Source organism: Vibrio splendidus (assembly GCF_003345295.1).
Taxonomy (GTDB): Bacteria; Pseudomonadota; Gammaproteobacteria; order Enterobacterales; family Vibrionaceae; genus Vibrio; species Vibrio splendidus_K.
The window spans coordinates 305,118-324,601 of record NZ_CP031056.1 but is presented as its reverse complement, the minus strand read 5'-3'; the positions used below and the strand labels follow the sequence as shown (position 1 = coordinate 324,601).

Genomic DNA, 19,484 nt, shown 5'->3' with positions numbered 1-19,484 from the left:
AAAAGCAAATTGGGCAACCTTAAGCGCAAGCTTGAACTGTATGAAAAGATATTTCAGGCTTTTGGGCCTGGAGTATCACGCTGCCAAGTCAGCCAATTAGCTGCCTTGCTGCACGTGAGTGAACGTCACGTTCAAACCTTACTCAAAGCGATGACAGCGCAAGGTTGGATTGAGTGGCAAGCAAGCTCAGGCCGAAGCAAGAAGGCACAGCTGACGTGTCTGGTTGAGCCCATTGAGGCGTGTTACCAATACGCACAAACCCAAGCTGACGCAGGCAACATCGAACAGGTGTTTAGCACCTTGAGCTTCAATGGCCGCAATGCTGGCGCTGAGTTACAAGCCTTTCTAAGCAACACCAATCCATCGGCGCAGAATATCGCGTATATCCCATTTCACCGAGAACTCGAAGCGCTTCACCCTCAACGAGTACTTAGACGCACCGAACGTTTCTTAGTGATGCAAACTTGCCAACGCCTAACCTCCGTTAAGCACGGCAAACTCAGCGGCGATCTGGCGTATCATTGGCAACCTAATGAAGATGCGACACAGTGGCACTTTCAAATTCGCAATGGCGTTCAGTTCCATAACGGTCGAACACTCGAACCTCAAGACATAACACGCAACCTTAACTCGCTCTGCCAAAGCAAAATATGGCGTCGCTGTTATCAGCATATTGATGAGGTCTCTGTCTCGGCAGGTAATGTGGTTGTCGTAAAATTGAATCAACCTGATTGGCATTTACCGCGCTTACTTTCCAGAGTTGAAGCCTCCGTATTTGATCCCTCATCACCGACTGAAAGGCTGATTGGATCTGGCGCGTTCTCATTAGACATATTCTCGAGCAAGATGTTGAGATTGAGCCGCAATAGCGCGTATTCACACAGTATACCCATTCTCAATCGAGTCGAATTGTGGGTCTATCCAGAATGGGCACAGAGCAAAGCTTGCGCTCAAAATCAGGTGTGCGTGAAACTGCCCGAGAAAACGATCACCGTGCGTTGCAATGACCATTCTTCTCAACCGGATTTCGGCTCAACGTTTTTCAAAATTCAGAACCCAACATTGTCGAAAACCGTTCATGAATTCACTGTTGAAGACACCTCTGAATGCCAAACTCTTTTCGAGCAATTGTCAGTATCCGGCGACAGCAAAACCAGCGTCGAATATGGACACTACCTAACTAACTTCCTAACTACTAAAGACGTCGCGCTGTGCAGCATTATTGATGAGAATGACACCTTCACTTCGTGGTTAAGCTTCTTCAGTCGCTTCCCGTTTAAGGACTTAGCGCTGTCAGCTGAGATGCTAAATACAATAGAACAAGGCTTAGCCTCAATAAGAAGCCAGCCCAACTTTGAGTTAGCGATGAATACACTGTTGGAACTGAAGCATTGGTTGAATGACTCTGGGGTTGTGGTTGAGCTCAAGCAAGAGGCGTTCAACTTAGAGGTTTCTGAAAAGATACACGGCGCGCAAGTGAATGGTTTCGGTTGGTGCGAACTCGATCAGTTGTGGATTAACCATTTGTAAATCTAGCCATGTTCAAAAATAAGTCATTAGGCACAGCGACTTATCTTTAACACTCCCCTGCCAATAGCAAAGAAAGGGGGTGCTAATGTACTCTCGAAGTGAGACTCAACAAATATAAGCACAAACTAATTAGACCCAATAAGAAGGTAAACCATGACTCGACACCTAAAAGGCTCATTACTGTTTCTTTGCGCATTCTCTTTTAACAGCATGGCGAGCACCCAATGCGACACACTAACCGGTTGTGAAAAGAAATTCTGTGAGATCGAATATCAAATAAAGAAAGCGGAGCAGTACGATAATCAGTACAAAGTGGAGCGATTAACCACGGCGTTAAAAGCCGCGAAAGAGAACTGCACCAATGAAGGTTTGAAGGATGATCTGCGTGAGAAGATTGAATCAAATGAGCAAGATTTGACTGAGTACCAAGCCGACCTAGAAGAAGCTAAAAGAGATGACAGAGCGGATAAGATTCGAAAGTATGAAGGTAAGATCGAAAAAGAACTGCGTAAAATCGATAAATTGAAGCAAGAACTGACTGAGATCCCTTAATCGAAGCTAGATACAGAAATGGTCTTACTGCTTTACTGCTTAGTAAGACCATTTAGAAAATACCGCTTTTTGACGACCTCAAGAATCAACCTAGCCAACGCCAGGCCGTTGTTATCCTACCAGCGCTAATTCAGACTCTTTATAGATACGGTTAGCCACTTTGAAAGCCGCAGGTGACATCAGTGTCTCTTTGCATCTGCGCTTAAACTGCTCGACTTCAATCGTTTGTTCTTCTAGTAAATAGTACAGCTCACTCAGATAGTTAGCTTCAAACACAGCTTGACCAAGTGGCGTGCATTCGTATCGGCTCGACTCTTGATAACCAATCACCGTCAGCACAGATTCTGGCAACTCCCAGAACTTAGCAATGGTGTAAGTCAGGCGAATAGAGTAGCTGTTCATCAAACGCTTCAATGCTAATGAGTTAGGTGGAACAGAAGGATCAACATGCTTGAAGGCTTCGACCATCATTTGGAAAATGATCATCTTGCCTAAGTTGCGAATCAACCCAACAAAGTGCGCCGCCGCTTGATCTTCTTGGGATGAAGAGTCTTTAATCAACTCCTTAGAAAAAGACGCGGTTTGAACGCTGTGATTCCAAATTTTCTCACCGAAATGACGCCAGTAAATATTGTTGCCCGGCGTGAAGTTCTTCATGTAGCTATTCACAACCCCTTCAACAAGTCCTTGAGAACCCATATTTAGGAATGCTGTTTTTAGGTCGGTTACCTGTTTTTCACTGCGTTTGTAGAAAGCACTGTTAGCCAGTTTAATTACATCGGCAGCCATACTCGGCTCGCGCTCAATTACTTTTAGCAATGCATCTACGTCAAATTCGTCACTCTGTAATTCTGCCATTAATGTGGTCACAGAGGCTGGCATCACTGGCAATTCATTGAGCAAGGCTTTTGGAGAGCGAATCAAACGTTCGATCTGACAAGCAACAAAATCACTAAATGGGTCAGACTCCGTTCGAAGGCGAGACTCTCCAAACAAATAATCAAGGAACTCACCATCGTGAAGGCTAAGCGTATTATCGACGATTAATGATGATGGTTGAGCTGACGACGGCGGAACAAAGGTTGAAGACTGAACGGAATCAGTAGCAACGGTTTGTTGTTGCTCTTTTTGGACAGGCTCTGCAGAGGGTTTGTTTTTTGAATCAACAAAAGGTGAGAATAATGCCTGCAATACCCTTTTAAACATCAATACGGCTCCTAGATGAATACAACATAGATAGGGATATATAACGGCGGTGATTATCGCACAGACAACCCATAAACCATACAGTGACAATTGAATCATTAACTATTCAACTGTATAGGATCTGTTACTTAACAGCCTGCGAGACTAGGCCTCCTGTATTCGTCAGAAACAAAAAAGCGAGCACATAACACTGGCTCGCTCTTACATAGGTTAGATGTGTGGCACTGTCTGAAGTTAGCTCTGGGACACTTCCAATACGATCTTACCGACATGCTTTTTCTTCAAGAACTCGTCTTGTGCTTTGTGGATATCAGCGAGCGGATAAGACTGCGCGACGATTGCTTCGATCTGCTGTTTCTCGATACGATTGACTAGATTCTGGAACACTTGTGGTTCTAAAACCGTACAACCAAAAAAGCTGAGATCTTTGAGATACAAAGTTCGTACATCGAGCTCGACCATAGCTCCACCAATTGCGCCAGATACGGCGTAACGGCCACGGGGTTTCAGCACTTCAAGGAACTGAGGCCACTTGTCACCGGCAACTAAGTCGATAACCACATTGACGCTGTTTGCGCCTAACGCTTTAACCAGATCAGCATCACGAGCAACCACTTCATCTGCGCCAAGTTCAAGTAACTGTTGGTTTTTACTTGGGCTAGTAATGGCAATCACATAAGCACCGCGAGCTTTTGCCAGTTGTATAGCAGCCGAGCCCACACCACCCGATGCACCTGAGATAAGCACGCGATCAGCTTCAGCCACGTTGGCACGGGTTAGCATGTTTTCTGCGGTCGAGTAAGAGCACGGGAAAGACGCTAGATCAACATCCGACATAGTGCTGTTCACCGCATAAGCGTGTTTCGCGGCCACTTTGGTGTACTCCGCAAAGCCACCATCGCACTCCGAACCGAAATACCATGGCTGTGGCAGATCTCGTCCGTAAACTTCAGTCAAACAAGGTTCGATAAGAACACGTTCACCAATACGATCTGTAGAGACTTCATTCCCAACTGCTACGATAAAACCACACACATCAGCGCCTTGGATACGAGGAAACTGCAACGCTTCACCCGACCAACTTGCGTCGTCTGAGTCATCACTTTTTGAGTACCAGCCGATTCGAGTGTTGATATCCGTGTTGTTTACGCCCGCAGCCATCACTTTGATCAGCACTTCATTAGGTTCAATTTCAGGAACAGCGATATCTTCACGGTAACCAAGCATTTCTGCTCCGCCGTGTCCTAACATCTCTACGCCTTTCATTGTTTTTGGTAATTCGAATTTCATCGTGTTTCCTTGAGTAATTTTGTCACCATATTCTGTGCTGATGTCACCGCTTCTTCGCCTAATACTGGCCACGCGCTTGATACACCTTCATGAAGTAGAAAAAGCTCTGAAGCCAAATCATCTCGTTGACTCTGCTTACCCAGAAGTCTTTTCACTTCTCGTTTATGTTCAGTAACAGCCTGATTAATTATCACGTTATCAGGAAAAGCCGCCATCGCATTCATCGACATACAACCGTGCGGCGCATACTCTTCCATCCACTGTTGTAACTTGTTGAAGATATCAAGCATCGACTCAAGGTCACCAGCAGGTACATTTTCTAATAGGAAATTTAGGTAACGGTGATGACGGTGCTCTAAGGCACCCACTATCATCGCTTCTTTCGATGGAAAATGTTTATAGAGCGTACGTAGGCTCACGTTGCACGCCGTTTTCAGCTGAGCAACGCTCGGCTCAGCAAACCCTTGTTGGCTAAACGCCACTTCAAGACTTGCTGCAATCTGTTCTCTTAACAAGCTGACCTCTTATACCTAACCAAAGGTAGAATGATTGTTCTACATACATAGTAGAGCGATCATTCTACCCATGTCAATATGCAAATTTGCGAAAGGATCAGATGATAAATCCCGCAACAAATAGGACGCGGGATTTATCAATATGAATGAGAGACTTACCGTTAAATCTAGAGTCGGCTGCGTATCAACATCATCGGAAACAAGAACCAGATAGTTAGTTCACTCAGTTGGAGAAAATACCAAAACACTTACTCGATTATTCAAAGCCAAAACAGGCATGACTGTTCAAGAATGGCGATGCAATGGCGCTTATTTAAAGTAATTGAATTATTCTCAGAAAACCAACAAGTCGGTGATGTGTCCCACCTGTTAGAATTCTCATCCAACAGCGCCTTTATTGCTTTTTTCAAACAACAAACAGGACAAACACCGCTGGCTTTTACTAAGTCAGGAACGTGATTCTTTTTGTACCCACGCATTGACTTTGCGGATGACAAATACAAAAAAACCAGAACGTGGGTTCTGGTTTTTGTTCGATATCTTGGGTTAATCAATCAACACCAATGAATCGAGAATACCTTTTCCGCTGTGGATCCCGCCTTCGTTTTCACTGGCTGGTTTGCTGCGGATTAAGTAGCCCGCGTAGCCGTCTAATTCGGTAACTGGCTTACCTTGGTAGTAAGCGGTGAATAGGCCGACTTCGCTGACTAAGTCTGTCACTAGCGTTTGCTGAGTGTCACGAACTGCAATGGTAGGTACGTCTCGTTCATGTGGGTACAAGCGTTGCATCAATGCCCATGCATCGTATTCTTCTGGTTTAAGTTGGCTCAGTTTTTCACTGATATCGTCACCAAAGACACAATGGCCACCGCCCTCGCCTTGGTTTTTCAGCACCCACTCTTGCTTGTCGGCTTGCGTGTTAAACCATTCAATCGATTCACTGGTGATTGGTTTCATGTCCGCCAATACACTCTTCACCAATTCAGCCTCTTCTAGGGTTAAACCCCAACGTGCGTATTCTGACGCAGACATCATGGTCAGCAACATTTGCATGGTTTTACTGGTGGCGAGTTGTTGGCTTATCGTCGCATTCATTGCCACATGGTGCTGCTCGATGAACAAGCGAGTTTGGCTAAGCGTATGACAACAAATAGATTCGTTTAGCTCTGGAGCCCAATAGTCAGAATACTGATAGCCGGCGCGCAGATACACCACATCAATAGCGCCAATGCCTTCGAGCAATAAACGCTTGTTATCGCCTGAAGAAAGCTGAGAGCTGAGCTGCTCAAAGGTACGTCGAACCGTGCGAATACCCTGCTTCTGCAGTTCCACTTCTAGTAAGTGTTGGTCATACACATTGTCTTCATTCTTCTGCACCACCATCAAAAATGTTGGTTTTTCAGGAGCATTTTTGTCTGAACAATTGAAGTCCGCTCTCACCTTTCTCGCAGAAGTCGCAATACCGAAAGCCAGCTGTTCAAGACCTTGGTTTCCTGCCGAAGTCGCCGATTTATCTTCCAACCATTTTTGGTAAGTTTCAGGCCATTGATTTTGCATATAGGCATGAAACTCTGTCGCTTTCTGGCCAAACGGAGCCATGCCTGCCGCAATACCATTAAACTCAATCACTTTTGCACCGTGTTGACGGTCATCCATGAAATCAGTGCGCATTAACAACAGTGGCTGACGAGCAGGATTCAAGCGTTCATCAGCACTGCCATGCGCTTGTAAGTGCAGCTCCATCAAACGACCAAAAAACGGGTCAGCCTTAGCCATATCGCTCAATGATGACTGTAAAAAATCATGATCTTCCGACACGTTACTGATCAACTTAGTGATAAGCGGAGTGACTCGGCGCAAGTGATCATAAACCTCGCGCTCCATTGTCATCGGCGCAATACTGAAAGGACAATGCCTCGCGGTATTGTCAGACTGACGAAAAGCGACACCGTGCATGATTGCCCACTCACACGCGTCTTCAATAATTTGTTGCGGAATCAATGACGTTAGCATTGGATTCATTTTGGTTTCTCACTATTAACTCAGATTAAGCACTCTACTAAGACGATGCCCATTCTAGAAAGACGAATAATATTTCATTTCTTTGAGTGTTCTAGTTAATGATTCACATCTGGGTATCTTGGGTCTTATTGACTATGAGGTCTCGAAGCCATTTGTGACTTGGTTCAGAGTCAAAGTAACGGTGCCAAAGCAGAAACAAGCCACCGGGAACTAACTCAATAGGAATCGGCTTCATCACCAGTTCACCACTCTCAATATAGTCACGAACCGAGTTGTACGGATAACACATCAGCAAATCGCTTTGTTTACACAGTTTTACTGCGCTGGTGATGTCCGACACATTGGCGGCTTTATTGATTTGGAGCTGTTTGGCCTGCAAAATTTCAAGTAGTAGCCAGTCGCCAACACCACCGGTCACTAACTGAATATGACGATATTTTAGGAAGGCTTGCAGATTCCACTCTTCTTGAAGCACTGGATGATCATTTCGCATCAAACACACAGAGTAATCTTGCAGCAACTCAACATAGTTCAGCTCAGCAGGGATGTTTTGAATGTGGGTACTCGCCCTTTCATCGAGCTCAAAAATTCCTATCCCAAAATCAACCTCACGCTTAAGTAAACGTTTAAAGGTTTCGCTACTCCAAGTAGTGCTGTTTACCGTAATGTGAGGTGCATCTGCCAACGCGTTAGGCATGAATTTAGGGTAAATAGCGGTATATGCGGTTTCGACAAGATCGATATTAAAAGTACGTTCACTGTCTTTCGGCTCAAAAATGTCTGGCACGGTTAGCTGTTCAACTTGCAGAAGGATCTGATGGATCTTAGGCGCTAAAGAGGTGGCTTTCGGAGTTGGAAACAGACCTTTTGACTCACGTTCAAACAAAGGGTCATCAAACAGAGAGCGCAGCTTAGTGAGTTGCTTACTCACCGCTGACTGACTAAGGAACAATCGCTCTGCCGTTTTGCTCACGCTGCGCTCTTCAAGCAACACGTGTAAACATAGCAGTAAATTCATATCACATTTGAGTAAGCTCTTAACATCTACCATGATATTCCTTAGATTCAGATTAATGATGACTTTATGTCACTTTAAATCATATCACAAACTTGTTAATTTAAGCCCATGTAACCTATGAGTTAATAACTCAAAAAAATAATAGACCTAAGGAATACTCATGAATTTTCTAGCACTCCCTAAGATTGATTTGCACTGCCACCTAGACGGAAGTGTTCGTCCAGACACCATTATTGATCTGGCGAAACAGTACGGAATCGAACTGCCTGAAGATCGCGATGCGGTTGTTCAATCTCTAACAGTGCCAGAAGATTGCAAAAACTTAGATGAGTACCTGGCTTGTTTCAGCTTGCCACTGCAAGTGATGCAGACTGAAGAAGCGATTGAACGTATCTCTTTCGAGCTTTACGAAGACGCTGCACTAGAAAATGTTAAGTACCTAGAAGTTCGTTTTGCACCAATCCTGCACGTAAACAAAGGTCTGTCTCTTGATACGATCATTGCAAGTGCAGTAAAAGGCATGAAACGCGCTGAAGAGAAATACGACATCAAGGGCAACTACATCATGTCTGTACTTCGTATGTTCCCTAAAGACTCTATCAAAGACGTAATCGACGCAGGCCACCCTTACCTAGGTAAAGGTGTTGTGGCGTTTGATATCGCTGGCGGTGAAAAGCCAGGCTTCTGTGCTGAATTCCCAGAATACACGCAATACGCTCTTGAAAAAGGCTACCGCATTACCGTGCACGCTGGTGAGCAATGGCATGGTCAAAACGTTTACGATGCAGTGACAATGCTTGATGCTGAGCGTATCGGCCACGGTGTTCACATCCAAGGTAACGAAGACGCATACAACATCGTTAAAGAGAAGCAGGTTGCGCTTGAAACTTGCCCAACAAGTAACGTTCAAACCAAATGTATTCACAAATTTAGCGACCACCCAATTGCTGAATTCAAGAAAGACGGCATCGTTGTCACTATCAACACAGATAACCGCACTGTGTCGAACACCACTATGACCAACGAAGTGAAGCGTGTGTGTGAAACTTTCGGTCTAACAAAAGAAGACTACGCAGAGATCTACAAATACTCTGTGGAGAGCGCTTTTGCTTCAGACGAAGTGAAACAACACCTAATGGGTTTTGTTGAGCAAATCTAATTTAACAAAGCGCGCCTTTTGCTGAATAGCTGGGCTCACTTAGCATTAATGCTTAAAGGCACAAAACAGGAAGAGAAAGGCTTAGGCTTTTCTCTTTTTTTATGTCTGTATCTCCGTATTCTAATGCCCATGTTGACTAGTGAGATGCAAACAATGAAAACAGAACTCCAGAAAATGCTATCCGGCGAAATTTTTGATGGCGCAGACCATGAGATAGACCACATGCGTACTCACGCGAGCAAGGCTCTGTCAGACTTCAATCAATGTTCAGACGATACTCAGCAGCCAAGCCTTCAAGCTAATCTATTTGGTAAAGTAGGCAGCAGCGTTGTCCGACCTCCTTTTCATTGCGAGTTTGGTAAAACCATTGAGATCGGTGACAACACCTTTATCAACATGAACGTTGTCATGCTTGACGGCGCCAACATCAGAATTGGTAACAATGTATTGGTGGGGCCAAGTGCTCAATTTTACACAGCCTCTCACTCATTGGATCACCTCAGTCGCCGTAAGTGGGAAACGTTTTGTCTACCTATTACAGTCGAAGATGATGTCTGGATTGGCGGAAACTCGGTGATTAACCAAGGCGTGACGATTGGTGCTCGCTCTGTTATCGCAGCTAACTCTGTGGTCAATAGTGATGTGCCACCAGACTGCTTATACGGTGGTACGCCAGCCAAGTTGATTCGACATTTGAATACCGAGCAACAAAGCGACTAGTTCAGCTATAATCTAAATCTAAAGAAGGCCATATTTATCACTTAACATGGCCTTTCTTCCATTGATAAGGTGTAATCCCATTGACTCGCTTAAACGATCTTATAAATTGGGAGGCATCTGCGTATCCCAAGTGAAGCGCAATATCTGAGATCGAATAATCTTGCTCAGTCATAACGCGCTTGGCGAATTCAAAAGACAGAGCCTCTTTTATGCTTCGAAAGGTCGCACCCTCTTCACTAAGCGCCCTTTGGATTGTGCGCTTACCCATTCGGTTAATCTGACCAAACATCACCAGATCTACGTCTACTCGGCCGATATAAGGAAGTAATGCTTGTGTCACCTTGAAGGTTGAGGTCGTTGTCATTGCCAACGCTTTAATTGAACAATCTCGATCTAAGGGGTTATACGAAATGCACGTCTCATTTTGACCTAGGTACTGTGGTGTTTCCGTTTGTATTCTCAACTCACTTAACGCACTCGCCGACACTGAAACTAAGTCGTAGCGAATTGGCTTATCAATATCAATCTGCTGAGATTTAAAGTAGGCGTGGCTATAAACGATCAAAAACAGCTCGGCTTCAATACCATTGAGCGAGCTATTAGATACTAGAAATGAAAGCTTTAATGACTGTGAAGACGATTCGACTGACCATTGTTCAAACGGAAAAAGAGACAGAAAATCTTGAGCTGAAAGGTGGGGAAAAGCGAGTTCGAAAACAGCTCGTTCAGCACTGCCTAATAACGCAGAAACAAACACTTCAGATGGTAATACCGTCCTCAAACCCTCTAAGAAATGAGTAAACACATTAAACGAGACATATTGAGCAGCTGAAGTATCCATTGAGAACGGCACGCTCACTTGAACTGCGAGCACTTCTATCGCGGCATGATATGGAGCTAATGACTTATCTTCTCGCACGCACTGCTGGAAATGACTCACAACACTCTTCGCAATCAATGGTAATTCAAGCATCAGTTCACGATTCCTTTGTCTTGTTCAAATAGGTCAAACCCAAAACTCAACCCAATATCGACATCAATTTCTACATCAACACAGTCTAAGTTCAGTGGCACAAAATGCACATTTTACTTTTCTAGCTTAGCTACTATTACCTCAAGTTAACAAGAGGCGCTTTAAGTTTTTAGCATTAAGGCGAAATCACAATTCAGGACGTAACGCTTTGATTACAAAGTATGACAGGGTTATCAATTTTAAATAACTCAACGATACCGTCAGGGTCTACTATTAAATCTAGGCATAAATATAAATGGACTTAAGCCAGTAATTGAGAGGTTTTCATGTTTAAAAAGATAACGTTAGTAGCAGCAAGCATTGCAATGAGTGTTGGTGTTGCACAGGCAAGTGTTGAGAGTAAAACTTGGCCTGCATCGGACAAGGCTAAAACATTTGTTCAAGACACCATTGTCATTGGTATGCTCGCGAGCCCTTACGGTGCAGGTTGGCAGGACGAGCAACAACTGTTGGATTACTTCCAAGATGCTCGTGATGCAGGTATCACAGGGCATGAATACACCATTACTGCTGCTGATCACAACTTTGATGACTTCTTGTTTCACCATCATAAACACCGCTCTGCGATGGCAAAACAACCTGACAATTTCATCATCGCGCATTCCAATAATGACATTGAGAAAGCGCACACCGAAGGCAAAACTGCCGTACTTTGGAACAGCCAAACCGCCACTATTTTGGAAGAGGATGTGACCAAAATGGCGATTCTAAAAGACATGGGCTTAAAAAGCATGATCTTGTCTTATAACGACATTTTCAGAACAGGTTCGGGACAACTGGCTGCATATAATGGCAGAGACATCGGCTTAACATCTTGGGGAGAGTCTGTTATCGATTCGATGGTCGAGTATCAGGTGATTCTAGATCTCAGCCACACAGGCTCAAAAACGGCTAACGATGCCATGAGTTATATGGAAGAAAACTACCCTGATGTGCCATTTGTATACACACACTCAGTGCCTGCCGGTTTATACAAAAACGAAGCGAATGCGACACCAAAAGGCTGTTACCGCGCCATTCCTGATGATGAAGCAATACGCGCAGCCAAATCAGGAGGCTACGTTGCTCCAACTTTCACTGAATGGATGATGGACGGCGTTTGGCCTGAAGATATCTCTCCGGTTCAAGCCGCGGATATGATCGACTACTACGTAAAATTAGTCGGCGTTGACCACGTAGGTATCGCTACCGATGACATGTTTTCAACTGACATGGTGGTAGATTTCGCAACCAAGAACGCGAAAATGTACGACGATGGCGGCTACATGATAGAGGCGTTCAACAAAGGCGCGACAGGTAATGGTGAATTGGCGAAGATCCTTGCGGCCATCACCGATGAACTGTGGAAACGCGGCTACAGCAATGATGATCTTGCGAAGATCTATGGCGGTAACAAGATGAGAGTTTACGCTCAAGTTTCTGAAGGTGCAGACCCCGACAAGTTCCAAAAAGAGTATGCAAAACGCCTAAAAGAACTAACCAAGTTAAGAAATGAAAACTTAGCCATGTAGCTCGCAACTAACAAAGCTCAAGCATTCGAAGCACGTCCTATTGGGCGTGCTTTTTTATTATCTGCTTGTCGGTGACCTCGCCTTAACGCTTATCTAATCAAGAAAGAGAATGAAGTCACACACCCAGAAGTAATACTCAAATTCGCCCTCCAAAACACCCTATATCCCATCATCTAATCGGCCTTCTATGTTAGAATTAACGGCTAGTTCGGAATGCGCTGAGTATCTGATTTAGTTAACTATAATTTAATCACCATGAGTGCTTTTTTAAGTTTTTAGAATGAAAAAATATGAATTAGTTGTCCAAGATATTGTTAGCAAGATCTGCCAAAACAGTATCAATCATAAGCTTCCTGCAGAAAGGGAACTCTCTGAAATATATGGCTTATCTCGATTTACTATTCGAAAAGCGCTAGCCAAACTAGAAGCGATTGGCATGGTGACATCTAAGGTGGGCTCAGGGTACTTTGTTAATACATCTTTGGTTGGAACCCCTCTAGTTTATAACTCGATTACTGAAAACAGCTTTGAAGAAATATCTTATAACAAGATTCAATTGAATAAGACGTTACCAAACAATCACGAACAGCAAATATTTTCTTTACGTGATGATGAATATATTTGGAAGATCAAACGTCTTAGGTTAATTAATAATAAAGTCGTTCAAATTGAAGAAACAAAAATACCTGTCAGTATCTTTCATGAAATGAACACAGACATCATCGAGAGTTCGCTTCAAAAACACGCACTCGCTCAAGGCTTAGAGATCGACAGTTACCTAACGACTTATCAAGCCATCAACGTATCCAAAGATGATGCCGATTTACTGGGCTGTAAGAAGAATGTCGCGGCAATGAACATCACCAACCGTGGCTTCCTTACCTCTGGCGAATTGTTCATCGTCAGCGACATTATCGACATCAACTATCAATGCACTTATCACACGCCTTTTAACAACGAGAGCATGAATTTCAGAGATAAAAATAGCCGCTAGTGCGGCTAAATTTTGATTGAAACAACAGACTATGGCGTATGAATTGAGCCATCTGGTAGTCGACTTTGAGTCCACTCATGAGGGCGGTACATCACAGGAAACTCGGCTGCAACCTCTCGATCCATCTCTACGCCGATCCCGGCGACTTCCGATGCATACAAATAACCGTTGATAGGCTCTGCGGCATTCGGGAATACTTTGCGTGTGTTTGCGTTGTATTCAACATGCTCTTGAATTGCTGCATTGTGTAGGTGCACATTCAAATGCGTATTTACCGCAGCGCCAATTGGCGTCATGTCTGGCGGACAGTGCCATGCAATACGAACACCAAAGTTCTGACATAAATGTCCGAGTTTAAGCGCAGGTGTAATGCCACCTATTTGTGATACATGGCAACGAATAAAATCAATACGGCGGTTGGCAATCAAAGACTTCCACTCTTCAGGGTTGTTAAACAACTCCCCTAAACCCAATGAAACCGAGCTTTGGCTACGAATGTTATCCAACCATTCAGTTTGGTTTGGCGGAAGAATATCTTCAATGAAGTAAGGCTTATATTGCTCGACTTCTTTGGCAAATTGTATCGCTTGATTTGGGAAAAGGCGCTCATGAACATCGTGAAGAATATGGAATTGGTTACCGTATTTTTCTCTCAGCGACTTAAACATTGTCAGTGTATTGTCCATGTACTGATCTTGGTCGTAGTACGAGCCTTCAGTCGGATTTTGAGTGGTATGTAAATCGGTTGGAACACCACCATAGAAACCAAGCTGACAGCGAATATGCTTGTAACCTTTGTCTAGGAAAGATTCCACCAACTCATAAATACCTTCCATTGTGTCGCTAGTTGCGTGTGTGTATACAGGAATAGCATCACGAGACTTACCACCAAATAATTGATGTAACGGCATACCCGCTAGTTTGGCTTTAATATCCCACAGTGCCATATCAACACCGGAAATTGCATTATTGATCACAGGGCCATTTCGCCAATAAGCATTGACCATCATCATTTGCCATAAGTCTTCAATATTATTGGCATTTTTACCAACTAGAAGAGGTTTTAGATACTCATCGACCATGGTTTTTACGGCTAAGGGTCTTTGTTGGAAGGTCGCGCAACCGAAGCCTGTCACACCTTCATTGGTTTCAACAACAACCGTGATGAGGTTATGCCTATCTGGCTTGGTAATAATACAATGGATATCGGATATAATAGTTTCTTTCACAATTAAATAACCTAAACTAACTTCAACTCTTATTATCTAACCGTGTTAAAAAGCACATTTCAAGCGTTAAATTTCATGAAAAAATAATTGGTACGTTTAGTGTTTTTTTTTGATAAACAAAACATACCAATTGGTCCAAAACGGTCGAAAATAATTTATTCGAATTTTAAGTGTGATTGAAGTCTCTTTTTATCCCATTGGCTTTAAATAAGTTATCGATATGATTACTGGAGTTAAATATATCCCAGTAACAGGTGTAGTATGCAAATTGTTGAAAATAATGATGCTGTTATGAATAACTCTAAGTCATCGTCTAAAAAGAAAAATTTCAAAGAAAATATACAGTTATTAGTCACTGCACTTGGTGGTGAAGATAATATTGTGAGTCTCACGCACTGTATGACAAGACTAAGATTCAAATTGGCAGACGAGTCTCTGGTAGACGAAGAGGCTATCAAGCAGATCGCTGATGTGAAAGGTGTGGTACTTCAACAAGGCCAAACCCAAGTCATCATCGGTGTTGAGGTCGAGAAGTGGTTCAACGCGCTATCAAACACTCAACAAGCTGACGCTAATCCGGCTGATGAGCTAGAGAAAGGCAAGCTGTTCCAGGGCGTGATGCGCATTGTCGCAGGCATCTTTGGACCTGTCGTGCCTGCAATTGCTGGCGCTGGTATGTTGATGGGCCTGTTGTCTGGTCTTATTGCGACCAATGTTATCTCTGAAACCTCAGACACAGTTTATTTCTTCCGCTCAATCTCTGTTGCTGTGTTCTTCTTCTTACCTATGCTGGTTTCTTTCTCTGCAGCTAAAGTATTCAAAGTAAACGAATACATTGCGCTTGCTGTTTCCTCCGCAATGTTAGCACCCAAGCTAGTAGATAAAGCGGTGATGCTAAAAGATGCTGGCGCTGCTCCGGAGCTGACGGTTCTTGGCGTGGTTCCGATTGAACTGCTCAACTACGGCGGCGCAATTGTTCCTGCGATTCTAGCAATCTGGTTATTGTCTAAAGTGACTCCGTTAGTTGACCGTCTAGTTCCTTCTTCTGCGAAGCCTGTATTTACACCACTGCTTGCCTTTACGGTAACTTCGACCATCACGCTATCATTTGTTGGCCCTGCAGGAATTTGGCTAAGTAATGGCGCAGGTTGGGTGATGAGCTCGCTACTGGAGATCTCTCCGACATTAACGGGCTTTGTGTTTGGTCTAACTCGCCCGATTACCATCGTATTTGGTATTCACCACAGCATGACGCCGATTAGCCTGAACAACTTTGCTCTGTATGGTAAGGATTTACTAATGCCGATCATGTGTTTAGGTAACATGGCAATTGCTGGCGCGACAATGGCTATCTGGCACAAGCAACGTAAAACAGTTTCTAAAGAGCAATCTTCAATCACGATGGGCTCAAGTGTTACCGCTATCTTAGGCATCACGGAGCCGGCTCTATTTGGTGTACTTACGAAATACACCAAAGCGATGATGACCGCGAGTTTGGCTGCAGGTGTGTTCGGTGCTATCTCGGTAACAATCGATACCCATTTAACCAGCTACATTCTTTCTTCTGTATTCAGCTTACCGGCTTACCTTGCAGGCGGTACGCAAAACTTCATTCAAGCACTAATGGGCGTGGTTGGTGTGTTCGCACTGTCTTATGTTCTAACACTGTTGTTCGTGAAACTAGACAACAAATAACACTTCCTCCCAACCTATTGGGAACAGAATCAACGTGGCTACCTTCCTTGTAGCCACGTTCCATCATTTATAGCTAGCAATACCCATTCTTCTGTAAGGGCACACTTATGAGCCACATTGCGATTATCGGCGAGTGCATGATTGAACTGAACGGCGCTCCATTCGGTACCATGCAACAAACCTATGGTGGAGATACGCTCAACGCCGCTGTGTATTTGAACCGAAGTGCCACCAACCATTCCACTTCGACAAATACTCCTAGGATTCTTACCAGTTACGTCACGGCTCTTGGAGCAGATTCCATTAGCCAAGAGATGCTTAAGCGTTGGCAAGATGAAGAGCTATCAACCGATTTAGTGCTTATCGACGAACAGCGCTCGCCAGGCCTGTATCTGATTCAATTAGACGACGTTGGCGAACGCACATTCTTGTATTGGCGTAATGACTCTGCTGCTCGTTACATGGTGCAGCACCCAGATTTCGATAAGATAACCGCCCAACTTTGCGATGTTGATATGGTGTTTTTGAGCGGGATATCTCTGGCCATCTTGCCTCATGGCGATCAGCTAAAGTTACTCACTATCATCCAAGGTCTACGTGAACGTGGTGTGGCCATCGCCTTTGATAGTAACTACCGACCAAAGTTGTGGGACTCACAAGACGCAACCAAAGAAGCTTATCAGCTTGCCTATCAAGCGACAGATATCGCCTTGGTTACCTTTGATGACGAACAACTATTGTGGGGCGATACAACGCCGCAAGACACCATAAGAAGGCTGCATTCACTCGGCGTCAAAACCGTTGTTGTGAAGCTTGGTTCTGAAGGCTGCTTGATCAGCGAAAACCCCGAAAATGAGCCAGTAAAAATCACAACGACACCTGTCGAGACTGTGGTTGATAGCACCTCTGCTGGCGACTCTTTTAACGGCGGTTTCTTATCTTGCTATCTCGCTGGAGGTTCTGTTTCAGAAGCCTGCCAACAAGGTAATGCACTCGCAAGACTAGTGATTCAGCACCACGGTGCAATTATTCCAAAAGCCATCACCGATACTCTTTCAAACCCTATTAAGAAGTAAACCATGCCTACAATTAACGAACAGCTAAAAGCACTTAAAGTTATCCCTGTTATCGCGATTGATAACGCAGAGGATATTATCCCTCTAGGCAAAGTATTAGCTGAGAATGGGCTTCCCGCCGCTGAAATTACGTTCCGTTCAGACGCCGCTGTTGAAGCTATCCGACTGCTTCGCCAAGCACAGCCACAAATGCTGATCGGTGCGGGCACCATCTTGAACCGTGAGCAAGCACTGGCCGCGAAAGAAGCAGGCGCAACCTTTGTGGTATCACCGGGATTCAATCCAAACACGGTTAAAGCATGCCAAGAAATCGGCATTGATATTATCCCGGGTGTGAACAACCCAAGCACCGTTGAAGCGGCATTAGAGATGGGCTTAACAACCTTGAAGTTCTTCCCTGCTGAGGCGTCTGGCGGTATCAATATGGTGAAATCGCTAGTCGGACCTTATGGCGACATTCAACTGATGCCTACTGGTGGTATCACGCCATCAAACATTGGCAACTACCTAGCCGTTCCTCAGGTATTGGCATGCGGTGGCACCTGGATGGTGGATAAGAAGCTCGTAGAAAACAAAGAGTGGGACGAGCTTGCCCGTCTAACAAGAGAGATTGTTGAGCAGGTGAATCGCTAAGTAGTTAAGTAGTTAAGTAGTTAAGTAGTTAAGTAGTTAAGTAGTTAGTCTAAATTGTTCGCAGATTTGGAAATGCGTTACATACAAAAAGAGCGAGAAGCTTGCCTCTCGCTCTTTTTTCATCTATCTATTGTGACAATTGTTGCTCTACAAGCGCCTTCCAGAACCCAACGCCATGTTCCAGAATATTGTCGTTGAAATCGTAGTGTGGGTTATGAAGCGCAGTGCCTCCACATTCACCAACACCATTCCCAACTAGCACATAGCACCCTTTTACTTCGCGTAACATGAACGAGAAATCCTCACTGATGGTGAAGCGTTCACAAGCTCCATTCACATTCTCTTCACCAACAACCGCTTGTGCTGCTTTGATTGCGTGAGCAGTCTCTTCCGGCGTGTTGATTGTTGATAGAAAGCTATTGTTAAAATGATATTGATAATCAACGCCTGCTGACATGCACTGACCCGCAACGACACGCTCGATCGCTTTCTCAATCTTGTGTAACGCTTGATCCGTGAAGCTACGAGTATCACCTGAAATGGTCACTTGCGAAGGAATCACGTTAACTGTGCCGTTGGTAACAAAGTTAGTCACTGAGATAACCGCCGTCTCATCAATTGCACTCAAATTACGTGAAACAATGGTTTGTAAGGCGGTCACAACTTGAGCTCCAACTACAATCGGGTCGGTTCCCATGTGTGGCATAGCGGCATGACCACCCGTAGCCTTGATAACAATTTCAAAGCTACTTTCACTCGCCATTAATGAATTGGGGCGAGTCACAAACTTACCTTCAGGAATACCCGGTAGGTTATGCATTGCGTAAATCGCATCCATATTCCAACGAGTAAACAGGCCGTCTTCGATCATCGCTTTGGCGCCTGTACCACGCTCTTCATCGGGTTGGAAAATGAAGTAAACTGTGCCATCAAATTGCTTGCTGTTTGCTAGCTCTTGCGCGGCACCCAACAACATAGCTGTATGCCCGTCATGACCACAAGCATGCATCGCGCCATCATGTTTAGAAACATGACAAAACGTATTCTCTTCATGAATACGCAGGGCATCCATGTCAGCACGCAACCCAATCGAGCGACCGCTTGTACCATTTTTTAAAATTCCCAGAACACCGGTTCCACCAATACCACGGTGAACTTCAATGCCGAACTCTTCGAGTTTATTCGCAACAAATTCAGAGGTTTTGAACTCTTCAGTACCAAATTCAGGGTACTGATGTAGATGGCGACGCCATTCTGTGACAGTGGCAGTGTTAGTCATGGAAACTCCAATAAATACTTAA

General features: G+C 44.3%; 17 protein-coding genes and 1 pseudogene. 10 read left to right on the top strand and 8 right to left on the bottom strand.

Going from position 1 to position 19,484, the window contains the following annotated elements; genetic code table 11:
- Positions 1-9: 9 nt before the first annotated feature.
- Together DUN60_RS17360 and DUN60_RS17355 are read left to right on the top strand one after the other, a co-directional pair.
- Positions 10-1,530, top strand: a complete 1,521-nt coding sequence (locus DUN60_RS17360; protein WP_114634503.1) for an SgrR family transcriptional regulator — start codon at positions 10-12, stop codon at positions 1,528-1,530.
- A 153-nt stretch (positions 1,531-1,683) separates the two neighbouring features.
- Entirely contained in the window at positions 1,684-2,082 is a 399-nt protein-coding gene (locus DUN60_RS17355) for a DUF1090 domain-containing protein (RefSeq protein WP_114634502.1), read from the top strand.
- Between the two features lie 111 nt (positions 2,083-2,193).
- Here DUN60_RS17355 and DUN60_RS17350 read toward each other — a convergent pair whose 3' ends face one another.
- The 3 genes from DUN60_RS17350 to DUN60_RS17340 all read right to left on the bottom strand — a co-directional run bounded on the left by DUN60_RS17350 (position 2,194) and on the right by DUN60_RS17340 (position 5,093).
- A complete protein-coding gene (locus DUN60_RS17350) occupies positions 2,194-3,288 on the bottom strand; it encodes an HDOD domain-containing protein (protein ID WP_114634501.1) in 1,095 nt (364 codons plus the stop codon).
- A 234-nt stretch (positions 3,289-3,522) separates the two neighbouring features.
- Positions 3,523-4,578, bottom strand: a complete 1,056-nt coding sequence (locus tag DUN60_RS17345; RefSeq protein WP_114634500.1) for an alcohol dehydrogenase family protein — start codon at positions 4,576-4,578, stop codon at positions 3,523-3,525.
- Positions 4,575-5,093, bottom strand: a complete 519-nt coding sequence (locus tag DUN60_RS17340) for a TetR/AcrR family transcriptional regulator (protein ID WP_114634499.1) — start codon at positions 5,091-5,093, stop codon at positions 4,575-4,577. Before DUN60_RS17340 ends, DUN60_RS17345 begins: the two co-directional genes overlap by 4 nt.
- A 214-nt stretch (positions 5,094-5,307) precedes the next feature.
- On the opposite strand from DUN60_RS17340, the pseudogene DUN60_RS17335 reads away from it, so the two are divergent.
- Positions 5,308-5,552: pseudogene (locus DUN60_RS17335) on the top strand (helix-turn-helix domain-containing protein); the annotation flags it as partial.
- A gap of 87 nt (positions 5,553-5,639) precedes the next feature.
- Here DUN60_RS17335 and DUN60_RS17330 read toward each other — a convergent pair.
- Together DUN60_RS17330 and DUN60_RS17325 are read right to left on the bottom strand one after the other, a co-directional pair.
- Positions 5,640-7,106, bottom strand: coding sequence for a glutathione synthase (locus tag DUN60_RS17330; protein WP_114634498.1), 1,467 nt, complete (start codon positions 7,104-7,106; stop codon positions 5,640-5,642).
- A gap of 112 nt (positions 7,107-7,218) precedes the next feature.
- Positions 7,219-8,166, bottom strand: a complete 948-nt coding sequence (locus DUN60_RS17325) for a LysR family transcriptional regulator (protein WP_114634497.1) — start codon at positions 8,164-8,166, stop codon at positions 7,219-7,221.
- A gap of 127 nt (positions 8,167-8,293) precedes the next feature.
- Here DUN60_RS17325 and add point away from each other — a divergent pair, with 127 nt between their 5' ends.
- Together add and DUN60_RS17315 are read left to right on the top strand one after the other, a co-directional pair.
- Positions 8,294-9,292, top strand: coding sequence for an adenosine deaminase (add, locus tag DUN60_RS17320; RefSeq protein WP_114634496.1), 999 nt, complete (start codon positions 8,294-8,296; stop codon positions 9,290-9,292).
- Between the two features lie 153 nt (positions 9,293-9,445).
- Positions 9,446-10,012, top strand: a complete 567-nt coding sequence (locus tag DUN60_RS17315) for a sugar O-acetyltransferase (protein WP_114635754.1) — start codon at positions 9,446-9,448, stop codon at positions 10,010-10,012.
- 37 nt (positions 10,013-10,049) lie between these two features.
- Here DUN60_RS17315 and DUN60_RS17310 read toward each other — a convergent pair whose 3' ends face one another.
- Positions 10,050-10,985: a helix-turn-helix domain-containing protein gene (locus tag DUN60_RS17310; protein ID WP_114634495.1), complete on the bottom strand. Its 936-nt coding sequence runs from the start codon at positions 10,983-10,985 to the stop codon at positions 10,050-10,052.
- Between the two features lie 326 nt (positions 10,986-11,311).
- Between DUN60_RS17310 and DUN60_RS17305 the strand changes: the two genes are divergently transcribed.
- Complete coding sequence (locus tag DUN60_RS17305) at positions 11,312-12,556, top strand: membrane dipeptidase (protein ID WP_114634494.1); 1,245 nt, start codon at positions 11,312-11,314, stop codon at positions 12,554-12,556.
- Between the two features lie 280 nt (positions 12,557-12,836).
- Positions 12,837-13,550, top strand: coding sequence for a GntR family transcriptional regulator (locus tag DUN60_RS17300; RefSeq protein ID WP_114634493.1), 714 nt, complete (start codon positions 12,837-12,839; stop codon positions 13,548-13,550).
- A gap of 29 nt (positions 13,551-13,579) precedes the next feature.
- Here DUN60_RS17300 and DUN60_RS17295 read toward each other — a convergent pair whose 3' ends face one another.
- A complete protein-coding gene (locus DUN60_RS17295) occupies positions 13,580-14,779 on the bottom strand; it encodes an enolase C-terminal domain-like protein (RefSeq protein ID WP_114634492.1) in 1,200 nt (399 codons plus the stop codon).
- 261 nt (positions 14,780-15,040) lie between these two features.
- Here DUN60_RS17295 and DUN60_RS17290 point away from each other — a divergent pair, with 261 nt between their 5' ends.
- The 3 genes from DUN60_RS17290 to DUN60_RS17280 all read left to right on the top strand — a co-directional run bounded on the left by DUN60_RS17290 (position 15,041) and on the right by DUN60_RS17280 (position 18,183).
- Positions 15,041-16,474 carry a PTS transporter subunit EIIC gene (locus DUN60_RS17290; protein ID WP_114634491.1) on the top strand — a complete coding sequence of 478 codons (1,434 nt, stop codon included), beginning with the start codon at positions 15,041-15,043 and terminating at the stop codon, positions 16,472-16,474.
- Between the two features lie 107 nt (positions 16,475-16,581).
- The gene (locus tag DUN60_RS17285; protein ID WP_114634490.1) at positions 16,582-17,550 is read left to right on the top strand and encodes a sugar kinase; all 969 of its coding nucleotides are present in this window, start codon (positions 16,582-16,584) and stop codon (positions 17,548-17,550) included.
- A 3-nt stretch (positions 17,551-17,553) separates the two neighbouring features.
- Positions 17,554-18,183: a bifunctional 4-hydroxy-2-oxoglutarate aldolase/2-dehydro-3-deoxy-phosphogluconate aldolase gene (locus DUN60_RS17280; RefSeq protein ID WP_114634489.1), complete on the top strand. Its 630-nt coding sequence runs from the start codon at positions 17,554-17,556 to the stop codon at positions 18,181-18,183.
- 127 nt (positions 18,184-18,310) lie between these two features.
- Here the strand turns inward: DUN60_RS17280 and DUN60_RS17275 are convergent, their stop codons facing one another.
- Positions 18,311-19,462 (bottom strand): M20 aminoacylase family protein, encoded by a 1,152-nt coding sequence (locus DUN60_RS17275; protein WP_114634488.1) that lies wholly within the window; start codon positions 19,460-19,462, stop codon positions 18,311-18,313.
- Between the last annotated feature and the right edge of the window lie 22 nt (positions 19,463-19,484).